This is a genomic window from Flavobacterium terrisoli (assembly GCF_030167905.1).
Taxonomy (GTDB): domain Bacteria; phylum Bacteroidota; class Bacteroidia; order Flavobacteriales; family Flavobacteriaceae; genus Flavobacterium; species Flavobacterium terrisoli.
In genome coordinates, this window is record NZ_JARGNA010000005.1 from 206,607 (window position 1) to 228,975 (window position 22,369).

At 38.1% G+C, this 22,369-nt stretch carries 27 protein-coding genes; 5 read left to right on the forward strand and 22 right to left on the reverse strand.

Going from position 1 to position 22,369, the window contains the following annotated elements; translation table 11 throughout:
- Positions 1–6: 6 nt before the first annotated feature.
- Positions 7–639 (reverse strand): PAQR family membrane homeostasis protein TrhA, encoded by a 633-nt coding sequence (trhA, locus tag P1K33_RS08510; RefSeq protein WP_284652519.1) that lies wholly within the window; start codon positions 637–639, stop codon positions 7–9.
- A gap of 115 nt (positions 640–754) precedes the next feature.
- Here trhA and P1K33_RS08515 point away from each other — a divergent pair, with 115 nt between their 5' ends.
- On the forward strand, positions 755–2,002 hold the full coding sequence (locus tag P1K33_RS08515; protein ID WP_284652520.1) for a YncE family protein: 1,248 nt from the start codon (positions 755–757) through the stop codon (positions 2,000–2,002).
- Here the strand turns inward: P1K33_RS08515 and P1K33_RS08520 are convergent.
- From P1K33_RS08520 to P1K33_RS08540, 5 genes are all read right to left on the reverse strand, one after another.
- Positions 1,968–2,624 carry a Pr6Pr family membrane protein gene (locus P1K33_RS08520; protein WP_284652521.1) on the reverse strand — a complete coding sequence of 219 codons (657 nt, stop codon included), beginning with the start codon at positions 2,622–2,624 and terminating at the stop codon, positions 1,968–1,970. The two genes, P1K33_RS08515 and P1K33_RS08520, sit on opposite strands and share 35 nt — an antisense overlap.
- Before the next feature lie 9 nt (positions 2,625–2,633).
- The gene (locus tag P1K33_RS08525; protein WP_284652522.1) at positions 2,634–3,092 is read right to left on the reverse strand and encodes a hypothetical protein; all 459 of its coding nucleotides are present in this window, start codon (positions 3,090–3,092) and stop codon (positions 2,634–2,636) included.
- A gap of 6 nt (positions 3,093–3,098) precedes the next feature.
- On the reverse strand, positions 3,099–3,554 hold the full coding sequence (locus P1K33_RS08530) for an META domain-containing protein (RefSeq protein ID WP_284652523.1): 456 nt from the start codon (positions 3,552–3,554) through the stop codon (positions 3,099–3,101).
- Between the two features lie 52 nt (positions 3,555–3,606).
- Positions 3,607–4,584: a YitT family protein gene (locus P1K33_RS08535; RefSeq protein WP_284652524.1), complete on the reverse strand. Its 978-nt coding sequence runs from the start codon at positions 4,582–4,584 to the stop codon at positions 3,607–3,609.
- 90 nt (positions 4,585–4,674) lie between these two features.
- The gene (locus tag P1K33_RS08540; RefSeq protein ID WP_284652525.1) at positions 4,675–5,133 is read right to left on the reverse strand and encodes a hypothetical protein; all 459 of its coding nucleotides are present in this window, start codon (positions 5,131–5,133) and stop codon (positions 4,675–4,677) included.
- Between the two features lie 237 nt (positions 5,134–5,370).
- On the opposite strand from P1K33_RS08540, the gene yaaA reads away from it, so the two are divergent.
- Entirely contained in the window at positions 5,371–6,129 is a 759-nt protein-coding gene (gene yaaA / locus P1K33_RS08545) for a peroxide stress protein YaaA (protein WP_284652526.1), read from the forward strand.
- A 38-nt stretch (positions 6,130–6,167) separates the two neighbouring features.
- On the opposite strand, the gene P1K33_RS08550 is transcribed toward yaaA, so the two are convergent.
- The 10 genes from P1K33_RS08550 to P1K33_RS08595 form a co-directional block, all read right to left on the reverse strand.
- Positions 6,168–6,518, reverse strand: coding sequence for a hypothetical protein (locus tag P1K33_RS08550; RefSeq protein ID WP_284652527.1), 351 nt, complete (start codon positions 6,516–6,518; stop codon positions 6,168–6,170).
- A gap of 189 nt (positions 6,519–6,707) precedes the next feature.
- On the reverse strand, positions 6,708–7,478 hold the full coding sequence (gene trpA, locus P1K33_RS08555; protein WP_284652528.1) for a tryptophan synthase subunit alpha: 771 nt from the start codon (positions 7,476–7,478) through the stop codon (positions 6,708–6,710).
- Between the two features lie 2 nt (positions 7,479–7,480).
- Positions 7,481–8,668 (reverse strand): tryptophan synthase subunit beta, encoded by a 1,188-nt coding sequence (gene trpB / locus P1K33_RS08560; RefSeq protein ID WP_284652529.1) that lies wholly within the window; start codon positions 8,666–8,668, stop codon positions 7,481–7,483.
- A complete protein-coding gene (locus P1K33_RS08565) occupies positions 8,665–9,297 on the reverse strand; it encodes a phosphoribosylanthranilate isomerase (RefSeq protein ID WP_284652530.1) in 633 nt (210 codons plus the stop codon). The genes trpB and P1K33_RS08565 overlap by 4 nt, the downstream gene beginning before the upstream one ends.
- The gene (trpC, locus tag P1K33_RS08570; RefSeq protein ID WP_284652531.1) at positions 9,297–10,082 is read right to left on the reverse strand and encodes an indole-3-glycerol phosphate synthase TrpC; all 786 of its coding nucleotides are present in this window, start codon (positions 10,080–10,082) and stop codon (positions 9,297–9,299) included. Before trpC ends, P1K33_RS08565 begins: the two co-directional genes overlap by 1 nt.
- Positions 10,079–11,077: an anthranilate phosphoribosyltransferase gene (gene trpD, locus P1K33_RS08575; RefSeq protein WP_284652532.1), complete on the reverse strand. Its 999-nt coding sequence runs from the start codon at positions 11,075–11,077 to the stop codon at positions 10,079–10,081. The genes trpC and trpD overlap by 4 nt, the downstream gene beginning before the upstream one ends.
- A gap of 74 nt (positions 11,078–11,151) precedes the next feature.
- The gene (locus P1K33_RS08580; RefSeq protein WP_372508221.1) at positions 11,152–11,721 is read right to left on the reverse strand and encodes an anthranilate synthase component II; all 570 of its coding nucleotides are present in this window, start codon (positions 11,719–11,721) and stop codon (positions 11,152–11,154) included.
- 9 nt (positions 11,722–11,730) lie between these two features.
- On the reverse strand, positions 11,731–13,125 hold the full coding sequence (locus P1K33_RS08585; RefSeq protein WP_284652534.1) for an anthranilate synthase component I family protein: 1,395 nt from the start codon (positions 13,123–13,125) through the stop codon (positions 11,731–11,733).
- Positions 13,126–13,388: 263 nt separating this feature from the next.
- Positions 13,389–13,952, reverse strand: coding sequence for a YceI family protein (locus P1K33_RS08590; RefSeq protein ID WP_284652535.1), 564 nt, complete (start codon positions 13,950–13,952; stop codon positions 13,389–13,391).
- A 65-nt stretch (positions 13,953–14,017) separates the two neighbouring features.
- On the reverse strand, positions 14,018–14,476 hold the full coding sequence (locus P1K33_RS08595; protein WP_284652536.1) for a MarR family winged helix-turn-helix transcriptional regulator: 459 nt from the start codon (positions 14,474–14,476) through the stop codon (positions 14,018–14,020).
- Between the two features lie 171 nt (positions 14,477–14,647).
- On the opposite strand from P1K33_RS08595, the gene P1K33_RS08600 reads away from it, so the two are divergent.
- From P1K33_RS08600 to P1K33_RS08610, 3 genes are read left to right on the forward strand one after another with little or no spacing between them, the layout of a single operon-like run.
- Positions 14,648–14,968, forward strand: coding sequence for a rhodanese-like domain-containing protein (locus P1K33_RS08600; protein WP_284652537.1), 321 nt, complete (start codon positions 14,648–14,650; stop codon positions 14,966–14,968).
- Positions 14,969–14,974: 6 nt separating this feature from the next.
- Positions 14,975–16,279: an NAD(P)/FAD-dependent oxidoreductase gene (locus tag P1K33_RS08605; RefSeq protein ID WP_284652538.1), complete on the forward strand. Its 1,305-nt coding sequence runs from the start codon at positions 14,975–14,977 to the stop codon at positions 16,277–16,279.
- Positions 16,280–16,282: 3 nt separating this feature from the next.
- Entirely contained in the window at positions 16,283–16,942 is a 660-nt protein-coding gene (locus P1K33_RS08610; RefSeq protein ID WP_284652539.1) for a M15 family metallopeptidase, read from the forward strand.
- Here the strand turns inward: P1K33_RS08610 and P1K33_RS08615 are convergent.
- From P1K33_RS08615 to P1K33_RS08640, 6 genes are all read right to left on the reverse strand, one after another.
- Positions 16,939–17,508 carry a hypothetical protein gene (locus tag P1K33_RS08615; protein ID WP_284652540.1) on the reverse strand — a complete coding sequence of 190 codons (570 nt, stop codon included), beginning with the start codon at positions 17,506–17,508 and terminating at the stop codon, positions 16,939–16,941. The genes P1K33_RS08610 and P1K33_RS08615 overlap by 4 nt on opposite strands.
- 4 nt (positions 17,509–17,512) lie before the next feature.
- Positions 17,513–18,691 (reverse strand): THUMP-like domain-containing protein, encoded by a 1,179-nt coding sequence (locus P1K33_RS08620; protein WP_284652541.1) that lies wholly within the window; start codon positions 18,689–18,691, stop codon positions 17,513–17,515.
- Between the two features lies 1 nt (position 18,692).
- Complete coding sequence (locus tag P1K33_RS08625) at positions 18,693–19,808, reverse strand: AI-2E family transporter (protein WP_284652542.1); 1,116 nt, start codon at positions 19,806–19,808, stop codon at positions 18,693–18,695.
- A gap of 85 nt (positions 19,809–19,893) precedes the next feature.
- Positions 19,894–20,850 carry a zinc metalloprotease gene (locus tag P1K33_RS08630; RefSeq protein WP_284652543.1) on the reverse strand — a complete coding sequence of 319 codons (957 nt, stop codon included), beginning with the start codon at positions 20,848–20,850 and terminating at the stop codon, positions 19,894–19,896.
- Between the two features lie 163 nt (positions 20,851–21,013).
- A complete protein-coding gene (locus tag P1K33_RS08635) occupies positions 21,014–21,652 on the reverse strand; it encodes a DUF4159 domain-containing protein (RefSeq protein WP_284652545.1) in 639 nt (212 codons plus the stop codon).
- 9 nt (positions 21,653–21,661) lie between these two features.
- A complete protein-coding gene (locus P1K33_RS08640) occupies positions 21,662–22,369 on the reverse strand; it encodes a 16S rRNA (uracil(1498)-N(3))-methyltransferase (RefSeq protein ID WP_284652546.1) in 708 nt (235 codons plus the stop codon).

Below are 22,369 nucleotides of genomic sequence, written 5' to 3' on the forward strand. Positions count from 1 at the left end.
AGAAAATTAAAGACTTTTGCAGATGGCCACAAAATGAAGGACAGTGCCTAATAATACAAAGCCGTGCCAAATGGTGTGAAAATAGAGTTTATAACTTTTGACATAAAAATAAACACCAATAGTATAACTTAAACCACCTGACAATATCCACCAAAATACTTCCAACGGAACTGAATTTATCAAAGGTTTAATCACAAAAACAATCATCCAACCCATTACCAAATACAACACCACGGATAACCATTCAAATCGATTGATAAAAAAGATTTTGAAAAACATACCCAAGAAAACTATAGTCCACATGGTCGTCAGAAATACAAAACCCGTTTCTGCCGGTAAATATTTTATCATCAAAGGCGTGTAAGTTCCGGCAATTAGAAAATATATACTAATGTGATCCGCAATTTTGAGAAGGCTTTTAGATTTTTCTTTTTGGGTAAAATGATAGAAGGTAGAACAACTGTAAACTAAAAACATCCCAACGGCAAAAGCAGCCACGGAATAAAAAGTGGTTAAGTCTTTATTGTCATAAGTGATAGCCAATACAATGGGCATCGCAATAATACAAAACAGCACACCTAATCCATGCGAAATAGCATTGGCCAGTTCTTCTTTGAGGGTTTGATCACGTTGTTTCATTGGAGTTGTAATGTGGTTGCGTAAAAATAGTCAAAAAGCAAAAAGGATTTTTATTGGGATTGTAATAAATTCTTCTTTTATGCGTCAAACGGTTATCGGCCTTAAATTCATCACTATGAGACAATATTTATACTTGCTGTCAATTTTTATAAGTGCTTTGGTTTCGGCACAATCCCAAAGAGAATTGTACAATAACAGTATCAAAGCTTATGAAGCCAAAGACTACGCAACTTTTCTAAAACTGACCAAAACGCTCGACAGCATCAGGCCATTTCACCCAACATTTACCTATAATCTGGCTTCAGCCTATGCGTTGAATGGCAAAACCGATGAATCTTTAGCAGTATTGAAAAAAGTGGTTTTGATGAACAATGCCAATGATTTTGAAAAAGACGCCGATTTTAATTCGCTCCAAAATACCGAAGGTTTCAAAGCCGTTTTGCAGCTCAAAGCAAACCAAAGTATTTTGGTTGCCCATTCCAAAAAAGCAGTGACTTTATCCGAAAAGGATCTGCATACCGAAGGTTTGACTTATCTATCCAAATCAAAAACCTGGCTGGCATCGAGTATTCATAAAAGAAAGATTGTCTCGTTTGATCTCAAAACCGGCATTTGCAGCGATTGGTTAAAAACCGAAGATATGTTGGCTGTGTTTGCCATGAAAGCCGATGCCAAAGAACAATATTTATGGGTGGCCACTTCGGCGATGCCGGAAATGGAAAATTATTCGGCAGCACTTGATGTTAAAGGAGAAATCCTGAAAATAGATATAAAAACCAAGCAAATTGTCAAGCGTTTTAATGTGGATGGCAATCACGTTTTTGGGGATATTTATGTGGCCAAAAACAATGTAGTTTATATTTCTGATAGTGCCAAACCAATGCTTTACAAAATCGAAAATGATAAAATGGAAATGTTTTTGTCTTTTGAAAACGAAGGCTTCAATTTGCAGGGCATTGCAATGAATGACAAAGAAGACCAACTCTTTATTGCCGATTATTTGAAAGGAATTGCAGTAGTCGATATGAAAACCCAATCCAAAACCTGGTTGACCCTTCCCGAAGGAACCATTGGAAAAGGAATAGATGGATTAGTATTTTACAAAAACAAATTGATAGCCGTGCAAAATGGCGTTACACCAATAAGACTGACGCAATTTAATTTGAATGCCGCTCAAAACGAAATTGAAAGTTTCAGTATTCTTGACAATAGCCGTCCTGAATTTGACGAACCGGCGCTGGCAACGATGGTTGGAAACCGATTGTATTTCTTTTCCAATGCACCATGGAAGGCGTACGACAAAAATGCGGTTTTGGATATAACCAAGGTTAAGAATCCGGAGCTGTATTATTTTGAGTTTTAGGCTTGCTGATTGATTTTCCGATGGCGACAAACAAGATAGCCAATACTACAAAAGCCAATAATAAAACACCACTGTTGACCAATACTTTTTCCATTCCAAATTCATAAACATTCACAAAAGGATAAGGATAAAACCCAGAAATGTCTCCTCGTAAAAGAATATAAATCAAATAGAGTAAAGGGAAAACCAACCAACCAGGAACAGATCTCCAGAAAACGTCTTTTTTGTTCTCGTAAGCTAACCAATAGGCAATCACATACAAAGGCATGAATGAGTGGAGCAATTCATCTACTAATCGTTGCATGCCGGTTGGTTCCCAAATGCCACGCAAAATGAATTGATACACACAGAAAACCGTGGTAATGTAAAGTGTTATTGCAGTTAAGAAACCGGGTTTCTCAAACCGGGTTAGGAGGAAAGCAGGTTTTTTGTGCCAGATTACGGTAAAATAAAGGATAACCAAACAATTCGTCAGTATGGTAAAATAGCTAAAAAAACGAATGGTGGTTTCGGTTAAGGATTCTACCCGGTTTTGCATCATCAGCACAAATTGCATGATTACGGCAAACCAACCTATTGCGGCGCCAAAGAAAATGGCTTTGTCTTTTAAGGAATCTGTCATCGGAACCAATTATTTAGGACAATCTGTTTTGCTCAACGGCATCGTTGGGCTAAATTTCAATTGGGAAATATCTTTGAATTCGGTTCCGTCTTCATTCATTTCCCCGAAACCTTCTATCAGTTGGCCGTCTTTTAATTCAAAGGCAACCTGACGCTTGCTTTGTGTTCCTTCCGATTGGAAAGTATAATCCAACAAAAGAATATTGTTTTTCCATTTGCCTTTTAAAAGTCCGGCACTTTTGTCTTTTTCAGCCAAACTATAAGCCATTGCCCCAAAAACATCTTCTCCGGAAGTTTCTATTTGTATTGAAATAGAATTACCGTCTTTCTCATAGGAATAACATTCTTCGTTGCCTTTCGGTGTAGGTTCGACTGTTACCGGTTTACCTAAAATTTCAACATTGTCAACTTTTTTACAGCCAATAAGCAGCAAGGGAAAGACCAGCAAAAGAAATACACTTTTTTTCATGAGATATTATTGTTGAGGTTTGGAAATTTTTTTAAAACGCATCATCGGAACGTCATCGGTAAGTAATAGTAATTTTCCATCGTTGTCAAAGGCCAACTTATTGACTTTACCCAACATTTTCAAAAAAGTTTCTTCACCGCCGCCTTCGCAGAATATCATCGTTTTGATGGCATCGCCGAATTTAATGGTATTTTCTTTTTTGGTATAGGTTCCGCTGTAGCCATTGCAACTGGTATTCCCGCTGAATTGGTTATCGCCATCTTTGAACATGATGTATGGTTTTTTATCAGGATACAATCCGTTAAAGGTGATGCGTGGTCCGGAGATGTATTCCAGTTCCCAGGCATTGTCATATAAAGCAGTTTTGCTATCGTTGGTTTTTGCTTGGTTTGTTTTGGTGGTACAACAAGCCGAAACCAAAATCGAGAATAATGTTAACAATAAAAGCGTGTTTTTTTTCATGATGAATACTTTTAAAAACACTCAAATTTAGTAAAAAGTATTTACTTCATTGTTAATGTTTTAGCGGTCTTTTCTTAATCATACCGCCTTTGGTGTCTTTTACGCTGTTCATCACGACAAAAGCTGTCGGCTCAATTTTTTCAATTTCGGTGTTGAGTTTGTTGAGTTCCAATCGGGTGATTACGGTATAGATAATGTCAACTTCTTTGGTTTCACCGCGTTTTCCATAGCCGTGTTTTCCACTGTAAACGGTTACACCACGACCCATAACCTCAATAATCATCTGTTTGATTTCGTTGTTTTTGGGAGAAACAATAGTCACTCCGATATATTCTTCAATACCTTCAACGATAAAGTCGAGTGTTCTGGAGGCTGCCAAATAAGTTATCATGGAATAAAGTGCCACTTCAATTCCCAGAAAGTAAGCTGCTGCGGAGAAAATAATCACATTGATTACCACAATGATATCGCCTATGGTGGTTCCTAATTTTCGACTGAGATAAATCGCCAGGACTTCGGTTCCGTCAATCACAGCGCCACCACGAACGGAAAGCCCAATTCCTGCACCGAGAAAGAAACCGCCAAACACAGCGACCAATAAATTGTCATTGGTCACATTCGGAAATGTAACAGTTGCAAGGCAAATAGCCAATCCGGCGATGGCCAATGAAGTTTTGATGGCAAAGGCTTTGCCCATGACTGAATAGCCCAGAATGATAAAAGGAATATTGATACAAATGATGAGAAGCCAAAGCGGGACATCGGTTAAAATGGAAATCAGAAGCGAAATCCCGGTCGCACCGCCATCGATGAAATTGTTGGTAAGCAGGAAGCCTTTAAAACCAAAAGAAGCAGAGAAAATCCCTAGCAAAATCAATACAAAATCCTTGCTGTTGCGTTTGGCTAAAATGCTGAACTCGCGATAGCCTTTGGCCAATTCATATTTTGTATAGTGCTTTTCCTTGCCGGATTTCGTCCTTGCTTTTTTAAGGATGGTTCGGATGATTATTTTTTCCCAGAATGAATTCATAAAATTGTTGTTTTAAGGCTTGTACTTTTACTTTATGTCTTGGGTCAAGATACAACAATTTAGCGGAATTTCATCACTTTAACATCATTTTCACAATGGTTTGGGTTCAATTTCTTTAGTGGAAATGGCAGAAACCTTATTCTCAGCATTCACCGTTACAAACAGTTCGCGTTTATAATATTTCTTTTCATAATTGATACTGTAACGAAATACATATTCTTCGGTATTCCGGTAGTAGGTGATATCGATGAGGGCAATCCCTAAGAATCTTCCGTTTCTTTGGTTTATTTTTTTGCAGACCGCCGAAATTTTTTCCTTGGTGGCATTTTGTCTCACTTTCTCCGTGGCTTCCGCACTGGTAAAAGCCCTGAAACGTGAAGTGTTACAGGTTTCCAATAGTCTTTCACCCAAGTCATCGGCTCTTTTCTTTTTGATGACTTCTACTGCAACTGGCTTTACAATTTCTGAAGATTTGTTAACCACTGCTGCATTTTTACTTTTACAGGATACCAAAAGCAGGACAAAGCAAAATAAAATAATTCTTTTCATGACGCATGAAGATTTAAAGATTGTAATTGTTCCTTAGGGATATAGCAAATGTATAATGATAACACAGCTAAGGTGTTATAAAATTTTGTAGAAGATTTATAAGATTTGCCAATGGTTCAATCCAATTTGAAAATTTGATGCATCGAATTTAACAATCGATGCATCGAAACAATTCATTTTACCGTATATGGTTTTCAATGTCGAATTTGTATTTTTGGGTCACTTAAAGAATAAAACATGAAAATCGTAATATCTCCTGCCAAATCACTGAATTTTGAAAAAGAGGTGCCAACACTCATCTGTACGGAACCACAATTTTTGAAGCAGGCCACCACCATTCAGCGAACACTGAAAAAGAAAAAACCAAAACAGCTTTCGGCTCTGATGGACATTTCAGAAAAATTGGCCGAACTCAACTGGCAGCGCAATCAGGAATGGCACACGCCGTTTACGCCTGAAAATGCACGACCGGCGGTGTATACTTTTGATGGTGATGTGTATCTAGGTTTGGATGTTTACAGTTTGCCTGTCGAAAAACTGGATGTGATGCAGGACAAACTCCGAATCCTATCAGGATTGTACGGTTTGCTCAAACCCTTGGATTTGATGCAGGCCTACCGATTGGAAATGGGCACATCAATTCCAATAGGAAAAAGTAAAAACTTATATGAATTCTGGAAAAAGACCATTACCAAAACGCTGAACAGCGAATTGCAGAAAGGCGAATTGTTTATCAACCTGGCGAGTAATGAATATTTTGGCTCGGTAGATACCAAAACTTTAAAAGTGCCTGTGATTACACCTGAATTCAAGGATTATAAAGATGGCCAACTCAAGATGATCAGTTTTTTTGCCAAAAAGGCGAGAGGCATGATGGTGCGTTATATTTTGGATACTAATGCTGAAACAATTGACGATTTAAAAGGATTCAATTACGAAGGCTATGCTTTTGATGCCAATCTGAGTAAGGGAAATACTTTGGTTTTTACGAGATAGTCATAAAAAAAAGCTCCCAATCAGGAGCTTTTTGTTTTTTATTTCAGATAGATATATTCTTCATATTCCATACTCGTCTCGCGAGTGATTTTGCGTTGGTCACGTGCCAATTCCCGCATGGCTTCCACGCCTTTTTTGGCACAACGCTTTATTTTGGTTAGCCTGGAAGAGAAATCCACCAGTTTCTTGGCATCTTCCGGACTCAGTTTTGTTTTTAATTCATCCACAAAGGAAGAAAATTCACGAACGACTTCTCGATTTTCATCATAATCGCTTTTCAAATCATCTAACAATTCATCGATTTCTTTACTGATTTCTTTGAAATGGTCTTCGCTTTTTTTGTGAAGTTCTTCAATAATCTTCTTTTCTCTGTTACCAAAAAGTCCCATAGCAGTTTGATTTAAGTTAGTTGTTTTTGACAGTGCTAAACCAAATTTAGGAAATTGTTTTTAAAAACAATGCAAATTGTTAATAACTAAGTAATTAGCCTTATAAGCACTTCAAAATCACCTTCAGATTAGTCACTATAAGTAAAATCTATATTGAATATTTAAAAAATTGTTTTTCAGATATATATGCTATTTTACATGAAGTATATTTTGGATAAAACTTTGAATATTCTCCAATCCGTTTTTGGAAATAAATTGGATAAAACTACTACCGATAATGGCTCCTTTTTGGTGTTTTGTGGCTTGTTTAAATGTTGTTTTATTACTGATTCCAAAGCCAATTATCTGTGGATTTTTAAGATTCATGCCCGCAATTCTTTCAAAATATCCCAGCTGATTGTCGTCAAAACTATCCTTGCTCCCTGTTACGCCCGCACTGCTGACCATGTAAATAAATGAATCGGAATTGGCATCAATCAACCGGATTCTCTCTTCTGAAGTCTGTGGTGTAATCAGGAAAATCATCGCAATGCCATATTTTTCAAATAGTTCTTTGTATTCGGAAAGGTAGATTTCTAGAGGTAAATCGGGGATTATTAAGCCATCAATACCGGTTTCCCGGCATTGCTTGAGGAAGTTTTCTATGCCAAACTGCAGCATCGGATTGAAATACCCCATAATGATTAACGGGATATTTACCGTGGTTCGAATGGCAGTCAATTGGTCAAAAAGCACAGCGGTCGTCATGCCGTTTTTTAAGGCGCGCGTAGAGCTCGTCTGTATGGTTGGTCCATCGGCCAAAGGATCGCTAAACGGCAATCCGATTTCTATCATATCGACATTGTTTTGAGCTAAATTTTCTATTAAACTTTTAGTGTCGTTCAGGTTAGTAAAACCCGCTGTAAAATAAATAGATAGTATTTTATTTTTATTTGATAATGTATGTTGGATTCGATTCATGATTACAGTTTAAAATAGTTAATATAAGTATTCAAATCTTTGTCGCCGCGACCGGATAAATTGATTACCACAATGTCGTTAGGCAGGAAGTTTTTGTGCTTCAAAACGGCAAAGGCATGTGCGCTTTCTATCGCCGGAATGATGCCTTCGGCTTGGGCTAATTCCATTCCGGCCTGCATGGCGTCGTTGTCAGTGATGGCGATGAATTCGGCTCTTTGGGTTTGGTGTAAATGAGCATGCATCGGCCCAACGCCTGGATAGTCCAAGCCTGCGGAAATAGAGTAAGGTTCGGTGATTTGACCGTCATCGCTTTGCATCAAAAGGGTTTTACTTCCGTGAATAATCCCGATTTTCCCCAAAACAGAGGTTGCCGCACTTTCCCCGGAATTAATGCCTTTTCCTGCGGCTTCAACGGCAATCAGTTTTACATTTTCATTATCCAAAAAATGGTAGAAAGCACCGGCTGCGTTGCTTCCACCGCCAACGCAGGCAATCACATAATCGGGATTTTCCCTGCTTTCCTTTTCTGATAACTGGCTTTTTATTTCTTCAGAAATCACACTTTGAAACTTGGCCACCATGTCAGGGTAAGGATGAGGTCCAACGACCGAGCCAATGATATAAAAAGTATCTTCAGGGTTACTGATCCAATCGCGAATCGCTTCATTAGTGGCATCTTTCAGGGTTTTTGAACCGGAACTTGCCGGGCGAACTTCGGCACCGAGCATTTTCATTCGGGCAACATTCGGTGCCTGGCGTTCAATATCGACTTCACCCATATACACAATGCATTGTAAGTCCATTAAGGCACAAACAGTTGCGGTGGCCACGCCGTGTTGACCTGCGCCGGTTTCGGCTATGATTCTGGTTTTGCCCAATCGCTTGGCTAAAAGGATTTGTCCAATGGTGTTATTGATTTTATGTGCGCCGGTATGACACAAGTCTTCGCGTTTTAAATAGATTTTGGCATTGAATTGCTTCGAAAGTCGTTCTGCGTAGTATAATGGCGTCGGACGGCCAACATAATCCTTTAAAAGCGCTTTAAATTCGTCTTGAAACTCAGGTTCGGCAGTGATGGATAAATATTGTTGACGCAGTTCTTCCACATTCGGATAAAGCATTTCTGGGATGAAAGCACCGCCAAATTCGCCGTAAAAGCCTTTTTCGTTGACGTTGTATTTTGATTTCATGGCTGTTGTTTTAGGTTTTGAATAAATTTCTTTAATGTTTCCGGGTTCTTCAATCCGGGCTCAATTTCAAACTGACTGTTGCCGTCGATGGCGATGCAGTTTTTAGCATAGTCTTTTTGAAGAAAAGTTTTTAAATCGGTTAGGTTGTTTGGTCCGATTCCACCACTCAGAAAGTAGGGTTTGCTTAAATAATACCGTTCTAAAATCCGCCAATCGAATGCTGTTCCGTTGCCGCCATAATGAGTTCCTTTGGTGTCAAAAAGAAAGCAACTGCAATAATCATTATAAGTATTTAAATTATTAAAAATAAATTTGTTATCAATACTGAATGACTTTATTACTTTAAGTCTGTGAAGTTGTAGTAAAAAACAAAACTCCGGACTTTCATCACCGTGTAATTGCACCAAATCCAATTGGTGCTGATTGACTTTCTCCAAAATATATTCCAGAGAAGCATTGACAAAAACCCCAACTTTTTTGATTGATTTGTCCAGTTGCGGAATCTCGTTTTCGAAATATCTCGGTGATTTTTCGTAGAAAATAAACCCCAAATAATCAGGTTTCAAAGCCGCTATTTCCTGAATATTATCCGGGAATTTCATACCACATATTTTGATTTTGGTTTCCATTAGGATTTCAATTGATTGATGAATTGTTCCAAAGCTGCTCCCGGATTATCCGTTTTCATAAAGTTTTCACCGATTAGAAAGCCTTGAAATCCATGAGTTCTTAGCAATTTTATGTCTTCAGGTTTGCTCAAGCCGCTTTCTGAAATCGTGACAAAGTCATTCGGAATTTGGGTAACCAAATCCATGCTGTACTGCAAATTCACTTCAAAGGTTTTGAGATTTCTATTGTTCACGCCAATGATATCAAGACTTGGCATAATGCTTTTTTCCAGTTCTTCTAAATTATGAACTTCCAATAATACTTCCAAAGCAATAGAATGTGCAAATTCTGAAAGTGATTTGATTTCTGCTGCAGTCAAAACCGCTGCAATCAATAGTATAACATCGGCACCATTGGCTTTAGCTTCCAAAATTTGATACTCATCAATGATGAATTCTTTGCGCAGTAATGGTGTGTTTACCGAGGCTTTCGTCAAAATTAAATCATCAAGCGAACCGCCAAAATACTGACTGTCCGTCAAAACTGAAATACCACTCGCACCGGCATTTTCGTAACCTTTTGTGACTTCTTCGACTGATAAACTATGATTGATGGTCGCTTTTGAAGGCGAACGGCGTTTGTACTCAGCAATGATTCCAAAAGGTGAATTGATAATCGATTTGCTCAGCGAATTGGTTTTAGTGTTGAATAAATCGCTGTTTTCCAATTGATTTATAGAAATAATACGCTTCTTTAAAGCCACTTCCCGTTTTTTACTAGCTATGATTTGGTCTAAGATGTTCATGATGTTTGGCTGATTTGTTGTAGTTTTTGTAATTTCTCTAAGGCTTTCCCCGATTGTAAACTTTCTTTGGCTTTGGCAAAAGCTTCCAGCACAGGAGTATTTTCAACGGTTGCTATCGCCATCGCGGCATTTGCACAAACCACATTTTGCTGTGCTTCGGAGCCGTTTCCGGAAATGATTTTGATAAAGATATTAGCCGATTCTTCGATAGTCGTTCCGCCTTTAATGTCTTCAAATGTCAATTTGGCGAGATTGAAATCATTAGCATTAACAATGCTTTCCGAAGATTTGGTAATGATTTTGGCATCTGCAGTCAGCGAAATTTCATCATAGCCGTCCAAAGCGTGGAGAATTGAATAGTTAACAGTGGTGTTTTGATACAAATAAGCATACATCCGCGCCAATTCGAGACTGAAAACACCAACCAATTGGTTCTTTGGAAACGAAGGATTGACCATTGGTCCAAGCATGTTGAAGAAGGTTTTGACGCCCAATTCTTTTCGGATTGGTCCAACATTTTTCATCGCCGGATGGAATAACGGTGCGTGAAGTATGGCGATATTGGCTTCTTCCAGGCATTTGGTTAAAAAATCTTTGTCGTTGCTAAATTTCACACCCAAAGTTTCCATCACATTACTCGATCCCGAAATGGATGAAACGCCATAATTTCCATGCTTGGCAACCTGAATTCCCGCGCCGGCTGTGACAAAGGAAGCTAAAGTTGAAATATTGAATGTGTCTTTGCCATCGCCGCCGGTTCCGCATAAATCGATGGTATTGTAGGCAGAAAAATCGATGGCAATGCAAAGCTCCAATAGCGCTTCACGAAAGCCCGAAAGCTCTTCGATAGTGATATTTCGCATCATATAGACTGTGAGGAATGACGCGATTTGACTCGGATTGTATTGCCCTGAAGAGATATTAACCAAAACAGCTTTGGCTTCTGCTTTACTCAGGGTTTCGTGATTGATTAATCGATTTAAGATAGTTTTCATGATACTTAGTTTTAGTGAACTGCCGAGAATCGACAGCGTAAAAAGTTTACCGTCGACGTTAAGCAGACAGCAAACTAAGCGTTAAGCCAGTTTTTTAAAATGGTTTTTCCGTGTGGCGTGAGCACGCTTTCAGGATGGAATTGAACACCTTTGATGTCAAAGGTTTTGTGTCGGAGTGACATGATTTCGCCGTTTTCATCGGTAGAAGTGATTTCCAAAACTTCGGGAAAATTATTGGCATTGACTACCCAGGAATGATAGCGCCCAACTTCAAACTCATTGGGCAAATCAGTAAAAAGCGATTCATCAGTTACTGTTTGATTTACTTTGGTGGCCACGCCGTGGTAGACTTTGTCAAGATTGGTCAGGCTTCCGCCAAAAACTTCGCCGATGGCTTGCTGTCCCAAACAAACACCTAAAATGCTTTTGCTGGCGGCGTATTTGGTAATAATGGATTTTAATAATCCTGCTTCATCGGGAATTCCCGGTCCAGGCGATAATAGGATTTTATCGAAAGACTCGAGTTCGTCTAATTCCAACTCGTCGTTGCGAAAAACAGTCACCTTTCCGTCCAAATCTTCGAGATAATGAACAAGATTATAAGTAAAACTGTCGTAATTGTCGATAACGGCTATCTTCATGATGGTGTAAAGTTAAATGGTTTCTGCTAATTCCAAAGCATTATTCAATGCTCTTAATTTGTTATATACTTCCTGCATTTCGTTTTCTTCAGATGAACTTTCTACGATTCCGGCACCAGCCTGGTAATGCAGTTGGTGGTTTTTGGATAAAAATGTTCTAATCATAATCGCGTGATTAAAGTTGCCTTCAAAGTCCATAAACCCAATCGCACCGCCGTAGAATGTACGGTTGGTGTTCTCAATACTTTCGATCAATTGCATTGCTTTGTGTTTTGGAGCGCCGCTTAAAGTACCTGCCGGAAAGGTATTGGCCACCAATTTCATGGAACTTCCTGTTAATTTGCCGGTGACTTTAGAAACGAGATGGATGACGTGCGAAAAGAATTGGACTTCTTTGTATTTCTCGACTTTGACTTCGGTACAATTGCGGCTTAAATCATTTCGGGCCAAATCGACCAGCATCACATGTTCGCTGTTTTCCTTTTTGTCTTCGGATAGTTTTTTGGCCAAATCGGCGTCTTGTTCATCATTACCGGTGCGTTTAAAAGTTCCGGCAATCGGATGGATTTCAGCATGATTGTTATGGATGACGAGTTGTGCTTCGGGCGATGATCCAAAGATTTTGAAGTTGCCGTAATCAAAAAAGAACAAATAGGGTGAAGGATTGATATTGCGCAATGCCCGGTAAACATTGAACTCATCGCCTTTAAAGGTTTGCGAGAATCTACGAGATAACACCAATTGGAACACATCACCGCGATGGCAGTGTTTTTTGGCTAAAGCCACATTGGTTTTAAATTCGGAATCGGATAAATTAGAAACTGCATTGCCTGCTTTGGTAAAAGTATAACTCGCGAAGGTTTTGGTTTGCAACAATTGTTCAATTTCCTTAATGTTATTGGTATTGTCAATGCTGTGGCAGAAAATATAGGCTTCGTTTTTGAAATGATTAATCGCGATGATATTCTGGTAAACAGCATAAAACAGTTCTGGAATTGCTAAATCATTAGCCTTTTTGTTAATCTCAATTTTTTCGAAATATTGTACTGCATCGTAACAGATATAGCCAAACAAACCGTTATTGATGAACTTGAAATTGTTTTTCTGTGGTTTGAATTGCGAAGCAAAATCTTCGATGACTTTTGGCACATTGGTATTGGCTGAAATTTCGATTACTTCTGAAGTTCCATCCGGGAAAGACTTTACAATGTTATTATTTTCCAGCTTGATGGAAGCAATAGGATTGCAGCAGATATAAGAGAAACTGTTATCTGCGGTATGATAATCGCTGCTTTCGAGCAAAATGCTGTTGGGGAATTTGTCCCTGATTTTCAGGTAAATACTCACCGGTGTAATGGTATCGGCCAGGATTTGTTTGAAGTGCGTATGGAGTTGATAGGTTTTCATATTTCGATTTTTTGCATAAAAAAAAGGCTTGTCGTGATTGACAAGCCTTTTTCGGATATTTAGATTTTAAAATATACTCATAGCGGACAAGTTCACGACGTTCGACGTAAAGTATTCCACCACCAAGTATTGTTTAAAATGTTGTTCATTTTCTTTTTTGTATGAAACAAATGTAGCTAAGTGTTTTTAATTTCCAAGCAAAAAATAAAAAAAACCTCGAAAATATTTTCGAGGTTTTGAGATTCATAGCAATGATTCCCTGTTTAGAACTGTAAGTTTACAGCTAATTCGAAATCGTCGTAGATTGCTTTGTCACCTACATCGAAGAAGCTTTTTGAACCGTATTTGATACCGTATTTGGTTCTGTCGATGGTCAACTTAGTTGAAGCGGTATTTCCGTTTACAGTCAAATCAAAAGTTGTTGGGTTTGTAACACCTTTGATGGTTAAATCAGCGGTTACAGTATATACACCGTTTCCTTTGTCAGCAATTTTAGTAAATTTCAAAGTAGCTGTTTTAAATTTGTCAGTACCAAAAAAATCATCCGCTTTCAAGTGTCCGTCTAATTTTTGTTTCCATTCTCCGGTTAAATCAGTAGCAGTCAGCGAAGTCATGTCAACGGTAAAGTTACCACCAGTTACTTTTTTACCTTTGAAAATCAACATTCCTTCTTGGAAATTTACTGTCCCACTGTGTTCTCCGGTTACTTTTTTACCAACCCAGTTGATCGTGCTTTTTGAAGCATCAATCTTTTTTGTTTGTGCTGTAGCCACTGTTGTTCCGAAAGCTACTAATAATGCAATTGCAATTGTTTTTAAGTTTTTCATTGTAAATTAATTTAGTTTTAGATTATAAATTTTTCTCTTTTTAGGTGTGTACTTTTTAGTACGGATTAATTAATATTTCTGTATTTCTCTAATAATGCATTCAATTGTTCTAATTCTGCAGTGCTAAGATTAGCAGCGAAAATTTGTTCGTGTTCGGTTACTTTCGGATCTAATTCGGCTAAAACAGCCAATCCTTTAGCGGTAATCAGCACCTCAATCTTTCTGCGGTTGTCCGGACAAACTTTACGCGTAACAAAATCCTTTAACAGCAATTTGTCAATCAATCGGGTAGTGTTGCTGTTTTTGGCTAACATGCGTTCCTGTATGACACACATATTGGCAGGCGAACCTTTTTGACCACGAAGAATTCTCAAAACATTGTATTGTTCCCCTGATAAGTCATAAGGTTTCAGTATTTCGCTGAATTTATCACTAATTACGTTTTGGGTATACATAATGTTAAGGATGACTTTCTTTGCATTATCCATAGCAACCGTCGACTTTATGATTTCTTCAATTTTCATTATTACCTTTACAATATTTGTATGTACAAATGTAATGCAAATTTATTGTTTGTATATACAAATGTTCTGTTATTTTTTTGTTAAACTTTAAAATAGGGTGTTAGTTTAGTGTTTTCCTATTGGGTTTTAAAACATTAAATAAAGTATATTTGTTATACAAAATATTATTAGATGAATTTATCACAACAAGACTGGAAATCGCAATTCGACAGAGATCAGAATGCTGTAATTTTAGACGTAAGAACGGCTGATGAATACAGTGATGGCTTTATTCCCAATGCGATTAATATCGATATTTATAAAGGTCAGGGATTTATTTACGCCATAGATGAATTGGACAAGACCAAAAACTATTATGTGTATTGCAAAGCCGGAGCCAGAAGTGCTCAAGCCTGTCAGATTATGAACCAAATGGGTTTTGAAAACACCTATAACCTTGAAGGCGGTTTTATGAATTGGAAAGGCGATGTGGCCTTTTATTCTGAAGGCTAACCAATTATGAATATTCCAGCGTCAAATAAACCCCGTGTGGTTATTATCGGTGGCGGTTTTGCCGGTATTGCTTTGGCCAAGAAACTAAAGAACAAAAATGTTCAGGTGGTTTTATTGGACAAACACAATTACCATACATTTCAACCTTTGCTGTATCAAGTTGCGACCGGCGGACTCGAAGCCGGTTCGATTGCGTATCCCATCCGGAAAGTGATCCAGGAATACAACGACTTCTATTTTCGGTTGACCTCGGTCAAGGAAATTGACACGGCCAATCAGAAAATTATCTCCGAGATTGGTGATTTGCATTATGATTATCTGGTCATTGCCACCGGTTCTAAAACCAATTTCTTTGGCAACAAGGAAATCGAGCGCAATTCGATGTCGATGAAAACCATTCCTCAGTCCTTGAATATCCGCAGTTTGATTTTGGAAAATTTTGAACAGGCTGTTTTAATCAAGGAGGAAGCCGAAAGGAATCTGTTAATCAATTTTGTTCTCGTTGGTGCCGGACCTACAGGCGTTGAGCTTGCTGGAGCTTTGGCAGAAATGAAAAAAGCCATTCTTCAGAAAGATTATCCCGATCTGGATATTTCCAAAATGCAAATCAATCTGATTCAAAGCAACGACAGGGTTTTAAACACGATGAGTGAGAAATCTTCGGCCGAGGCTGAAAAATTCCTGACTGATTTGGGTGTCAAAATCTGGAAAAACATTCGGGTGACCAATTATGACGGAAGAACCATCACTACCAACACCGATTTGACTTTTGAAACGGCGACTGTGATTTGGACTGCCGGAGTTCAGGGCGTTAAGATTGTAGGTTTGGATCCCAAATCCTTAGTCGAAAAAGTAGAGCGCATCCGCGTGAACGAATTCAATCAGGTGAAAGGGTATGACAATATTTTTGCCATAGGCGATATCGCTTCGATGGAAAGTCCGCAATTTCCGCAAGGTCATCCCATGATGGCGCAACCGGCGATGCAGCAAGGGAAATTATTAGGAGAGAATTTGGTAAAATTAATCGCTGGTACAATTATGACGCCTTTTGAATACAATGATAAAGGTTCGATGGCCACCATCGGAAGGAACAGGGCAGTAGTTGATTTGCCCAAATACCATTTCAGTGGTGTGTTTGCTTGGTTTGTCTGGATGTTTGTCCATTTGTTCTCCTTAATCGGATTCAAAAACAAAGCCGTGGTTTTTACCAATTGGGTTTACAATTATATTCGTTTTGACCGCGAAGGGCGATTGATTGTTCGTCCGTATAAAAAGAAAAGTTTTACCACGTTTACCAGTGATGAAGTATAGCTTATGAAAAAAATCTCCTTTTTGTTGATGGTTTGCTTGCTTATATCCTGTAAATCCACCTATCTCGATACTAAAAAATCACCTGTTTTATTGGATATCAACAAAGAAGCAGATGACAACGCCTTTGTCAACCTGAAGAACTACAGCAACAATTTTGTGTTTGACATGAAATACGCCACAGCGGATAATTTCCTCAAGGAAAAAGTCTATCCGTGTGCCGAATGTTTCCTTCGGGTGAAAACGGTTAAATCATTATTGGAAGCCAATAAATCATTTCTCGAAAAAGGGTACAGGATAAAATTATACGATTGTTATCGACCATTGGCAATTCAAAAGCAGATGTGGAAAATCGTTCCCGATGCCAATTATGTGGCCAATCCTAAAAAAGGTTCGATTCACAATAAAGGCGGCGCGGTGGATATCACTTTGGTGGATTCGCTTGGCGTAGAATTGAATATGGGGACAAAATTTGACTTTTTTGGTGAAGAAGCGAGCCATAATTATCTCAATCTTTCGGAGGAAGTTTTGGCGAACCGTAAGTTTCTTAAGGAAATAATGCTCCAGCACAATTTCAAGTCTTTTGATTCAGAATGGTGGCATTACAATTTGAATAACAGCTCAGCCGATAAAGTGTCCAACCAGAAATGGCGTTGCGACAATTAGTTTTCGATACACTTTAAAAAATCAATAAAGTAGGTTTCGGGTTCGTATACTTTTTTGTCCATTTCAGAAACAAATGCCGTTCTAAAAGGATAATCAATGATTTCTCCTGAAAATTTTATTCGCATAAAAGTGACTGGTGACGTTTTTAAATCTTCGTAATTATCAGTCGAAAACACAAAAGTTCCCGAAAGCAGTCTGTTATTGCCATTTTTATCATCACGCAGCAGATTGCCACAGTTTTCTGTACCGGCAAAAAGTAAGGTTACAATCTTACCATTATTCAACTGCAAATAAATCTTGGAAGTGCTGTCAAAACACATGGCTTTTATAAAATCGGGGCTGCGCTGCAGGATTTGGGTTTCGAGTGCCAATAAACCATTGCTGTTGGATAACGCAAAGAAAATGTCTGTTGAATTACCGGCAAAGCTTCTTTCAAAAACGGTGTATTGTTTGGTCGATTTATAAGTACCTAAACTGTCTTTGATGTCATTGTCAATTTCGCAGGGTTTCTGGGCAAATGCGGTTAAATTCAGGATAAGAAATAATGCTGAAAACAGATTCTTCATATTGTCATTGTAATTTGCTGCAAAGTAAAACTATTTTATTATTATTTGCATCGGTTGTGAAAAAACAATACAGATTTCCGCCGTCTTTGATTTTCCATTTTTTACGGATGACTTCTACCGAATCAGGGAAATTTCGGGTTGTGATATTGGCTTTCTGGTTTTCGAGTGATTGTTTGAGGTCATTTTTATGGTAACCAATGACTTTTACAATTTCGAAACTGCGTCCGGGAAAATCAATTAAGGTATCTGAAGTATATAAATGCGAGTGCTGATGCAATTTATTAATCCCAAACCCGCTAGAAACCACATCAAATCCACCTGATTTCATAATCGCAGCGTTGGGTTCGTATAAATATTTTTTAGGCAAACCATAAGTTGGATTGTGCTCTGCATCAAGTGTAAAGCTAAATTCTTCTGTTTTATCCTTTAAAAGATTTACCGCAATGATTTTGACGACCGAAGTATAATTTTTTTCCAAAATCCACAGCAGTTCCTTAACCTCGTTTTCCAAAGCTACAATATGAATGGCTTTTACATTCTTCAATTCAGACAATCCGGCGGTAATATCCAATAAGGGTGCGGTTTTAATCATTACATTCGGTGCAAATCCAAAATAAAAATCGAGATTCTCAGGAACATTTGGCAAACAATCCTTGAGCATGAAAACTTTGCCTTTGGCTTCGTTTCTTCGCGATGGATCAATATAAATCCAGTCGAGTGCTGCGTTTCTGTTTTGAAGTACATCATAACTATCGCCTGAAAAACACTGAATATTATCGGCTTTCAATTGCTCAAAGTTGTGTTTTACAATTTCAGAAAGTTCAGTGTTGATTTCGCAATGCATCAACTGTTTTACTTTTTTGGCAAAATAAAAATCATCAACCCCAAAACCACCGCTCAAATCCATCAGGCTTTCACCTGAAACCAATTGTGATTTGTATTCCGCTGTTTTTTCGGAAGAAGTTTGCTCTACAGAAATCTTTGAAGGATAAATGATGTTCCTGGTGCTGAACCAGGTTGGCAACTTGGTTTTGGCTCTTTGTTTGGCCGAAATTTGGTTCAAAATAGCATTCCAATCCGAATTGGGAAATTTATTTTTTTGCAGGGCCAATTGATTGACGTCAGTATTGATGTTTTCGTTTATGAAATCCTGAATCGCGACAGACAATATGGATTGATCCATACTAAATGTTTTTGGTTAACAGTTTAACGATTTTGTTGTCGGGGAAAAATTCTTTACCAAATACCTTTAGAATAGTGTAAAAAGGAATGGCTATAATCATTCCGACAATCCCAAAAAGATAGCCCGCGATTAACACGACCAGAAAAATTTCCAGTGGATGTGAACTCACGCTTTTAGAGAATATGATTGGTGAAGAAACATTGTTGTCGATTAATTGAACAATCCAAAAACCAATCATTACATAAATGGTCAACGGCAATATTTCAGTTTGAAAGTCACCGCCTAAATTCCCCAACATCGTTAAAATAGCAGCCACTACAGAGGCAATCAGTGGTCCGATGTAGGGAACTATGTTCAGTACCGCACATAAAAAAGCAATAAGCAATGCGTTTTCGACTCCAAAAATAAGTAAGACTATCAGATACAAAACAAATACAATCAACAACTGAATCAATAAGCCAATAAAATAGCGGGAAAGTAAAAGGTTGATTTTGCGAAATGAATGTAAAATTTTGTCTTCTTGTGCATCTGGAATCAAATCTTTAGCGCTGATGATGAAGATCAATCGGTCTTTCAAAAAGAAAAAGGTAATGAATAGGACAGAAGCCAATCCGATTCCGAAACTGCTTACGGTATCTAAGACGCCATTCAATAAATCGGGTATAAAACTGAAGTTTAATTTTGAGCTGACATTGGCTTCTTTGAACATGCGCTCAGAATCAATACCATGGCTTTCTAAAAACAGGGCTATTTTATTGATTAATTCGAGGGTGCTTTTTTCAATTTCTGCAGTATTTAGCAATGATAAATTTTCGCCCTGCGCCATGATTAAAGGGATAAACATCGAAAGAATACCAAAGATGATTAAGGTGAAGATGGTTAATGTGGCTATGGTTGCAAAAATGTGATTGAACTTTAGTTTTCTTTTAAAAAAGTCAAGGATTGGATTACCGATTAAGGTCAAAACAAACGCCACAACCAAATAGACAATCACTGCTTTAATTTGATAAATAAAATATAAAGCTAAGGCTGCCAATGTAATAATTCCGACTCCTTTAACTATTCCTAAAGCAATCGTTTTTGAAGTTATAATTGAAGTGGTCTTTGAACTCGCCATAGTTTTAATTTTGACTAAAAGTAAAAAAAAACTCGTCTAGTTAATCATAACAAGACGAGTTTTTCCAAATTTATATAAACAATTATTATGGCTGTCCAAAAGAGAATCTTGGTCCGCCAGAAAGGAAGATTGCATCCATTCTTGATTTTTGACCTGACGTAAACATGTACATTCCTCTGTCATCAGTATAGTCCATATAGTTCATGGTCATTTCCACCGGAGTACCTGAACAAGTGCTGTAATGAGGATAAGCTGGTACACCATAGTTTGCTGTATTGTGAGAAGGTGTATCTGCTACTAAGTCGTTTCCGCAAGTGGCATCACCCCAAATGTGACGTAAGTTCATCCAGTGTCCTACTTCGTGAGTAGCCGTTCTTCCTAAGTTGTAAGGATAAGCCGGACCACTGTTCGGCGTTACACCAAAATATCTTGAATCAACTACAACTCCGTCAGTAGCTGATGCACCACCAGGGAATTGCGCATAACCTAAGATTCCGCCACCAATGGTACAAACCCATAAGTTTAGTTTTGTTGTTGGTGATACTGCTGCCATTCCACCCTGAGCGGTTTTTTTCATCGCATCGTTTGTTCCCCAGGATTTTTTGGTGGTTGACTTTCTGTTTACCTGATCAAGTACGAATGTGATTCCCACATTGGCTTTTACTCCGGCAAATAAAGCTGGAACTTGGTTATAATCTGAGTTTTGTGCGTTGAAATCCGCATTCAAAACATCAATTTGTGATTGGATTTGTGCTAACGAAATGTTTTCAGCAGCGGTTTTGTACAATACATTCACTACTACCGGAATTTCAATGTGACCATTTACCAAGCGGCTTTCGTGTAGCAATGCATTTTCGGTAAAGGCTTCGATTTGGTTCATTCTGGCTGCCAACTCCGGATTTTCTTTTAATTGTCTTTCAAAGACTTCTTGTGTGTGACAAGCTCTTTTAGTAATTCTGGCTTCAGTGTTGGTAGATTTTTCATCCTCCTGACAAGAGAACAGCATTAGCAGGGCTGCTAATGATAAACAGATTTTTTTCATAAATATTTAAAATTTTGGTTAATTAGTTACTGCAATTTTAAAGAATAAGAACTTACTGTGAAAATAAAATAATGTGAGTTTTCAACAAATCGATGAACAACACCAAACTTTAAGAGTTTAGTGAACACAATCGGAATTAATGAAAGGGATAAACTACAATGAATTAGTTGTTGAAAATGTAGTTTAGGATGTTAGCGCCCATCTTTAGCGCTTTTTCGCGAACATCCTTAGGATCGTTGTGGACTTCAGGATCTTCCCATCCGTCGCCTAAGTCACATTCATAAGTGTATAAAAGCACCAATCTGTTTTCGATAAAAATACCGAAAGCCTGTGGGCGTTTCTTATCGTGCTCGTGGATTTTAGGCAAACCGTTGGCAAACACGTACGGTTTTTGAAAAATCGGATGATTGCCAGGAATCTCAACCAAATCATTGTTAGGGAAAATACGCTTGATTTCCCTACGGATGTATTGGTCCATGCCATAATTGTCATCAGCATGTAAAAATCCACCCGAAAGCATATAGTTTCTCAGGTTTACAATCTCCGCATCGCTAAAAACAACATTCCCATGACCGGTCATGTGTACAAACGGATATCCAAAAATATCCAGGCTTCCCGGTTCTACAGTTGCCGGTTTGGCTTTGATATTGGTGTTGATGGTTTGATTGGCATATTTAATCAAATTGGGTAACGAAGTAGGATTGGCATACCAATCGCCGCCGCCATTGTATTTTAAAAGGGCAATTTCCTGGGAAAAGCCGATTGATGTAATCAGTAAAAACAGAAAAACAATTCTTTTCATAAACTCTCGTTATGCTTCATTTTTAAAAACAACACTATGACAAGCGACTATCGCCGCGGTTTCTGTTCGCAAGCGTGTCTGACCCAAAGATACAGGAATATAGTTGTGCTCAAGCGCTGATTGGATTTCTTTAACAGAAAAATCGCCTTCGGGACCGATTAAGATGGTTGCGTCTTCGTTGGCTTTCAATTCATTTTTCAATGATTTTTTATCGGTTTCCTCACAATGGGCAATGAATTTCTGTCCGTTATTTTCTTTTTTCAGAAAATCTTTGAAGGCAATTGGCTCGTTTAATTTGGGCAAATAATAATGCAAAGATTGTTTCATGGCCGATTCCAAAATCTTCTGAAACCGATCAGTTTTGATTACTTTTCGTTCCGAATGTTCGCAGATAATCGGTGTGATTTCCTGTATGCCAATTTCGGTGGCCTTTTCCAAAAACCACTCATAGCGTTCGTTCATTTTGGTTGGCGCAACTGCCAGGTGCAAACTGAATTTAGGCTTTTCCTGTTGCTCAAACGAATTGATTTTGACCGTACATTTATTATCCGAAGCAATGGTGATTTCTGTTTTAAATAAAAATCCTAATCCATTTGTTACAAATAAAGTATCACCTTCTTTTTTACGCAAAACTTTAATAATGTGCTTGCTTTCTTCTTTGTCAAAAACAAAGGAAGCAACGGCTTCATTAATCGATGGATTGTAGAATAATTGCAT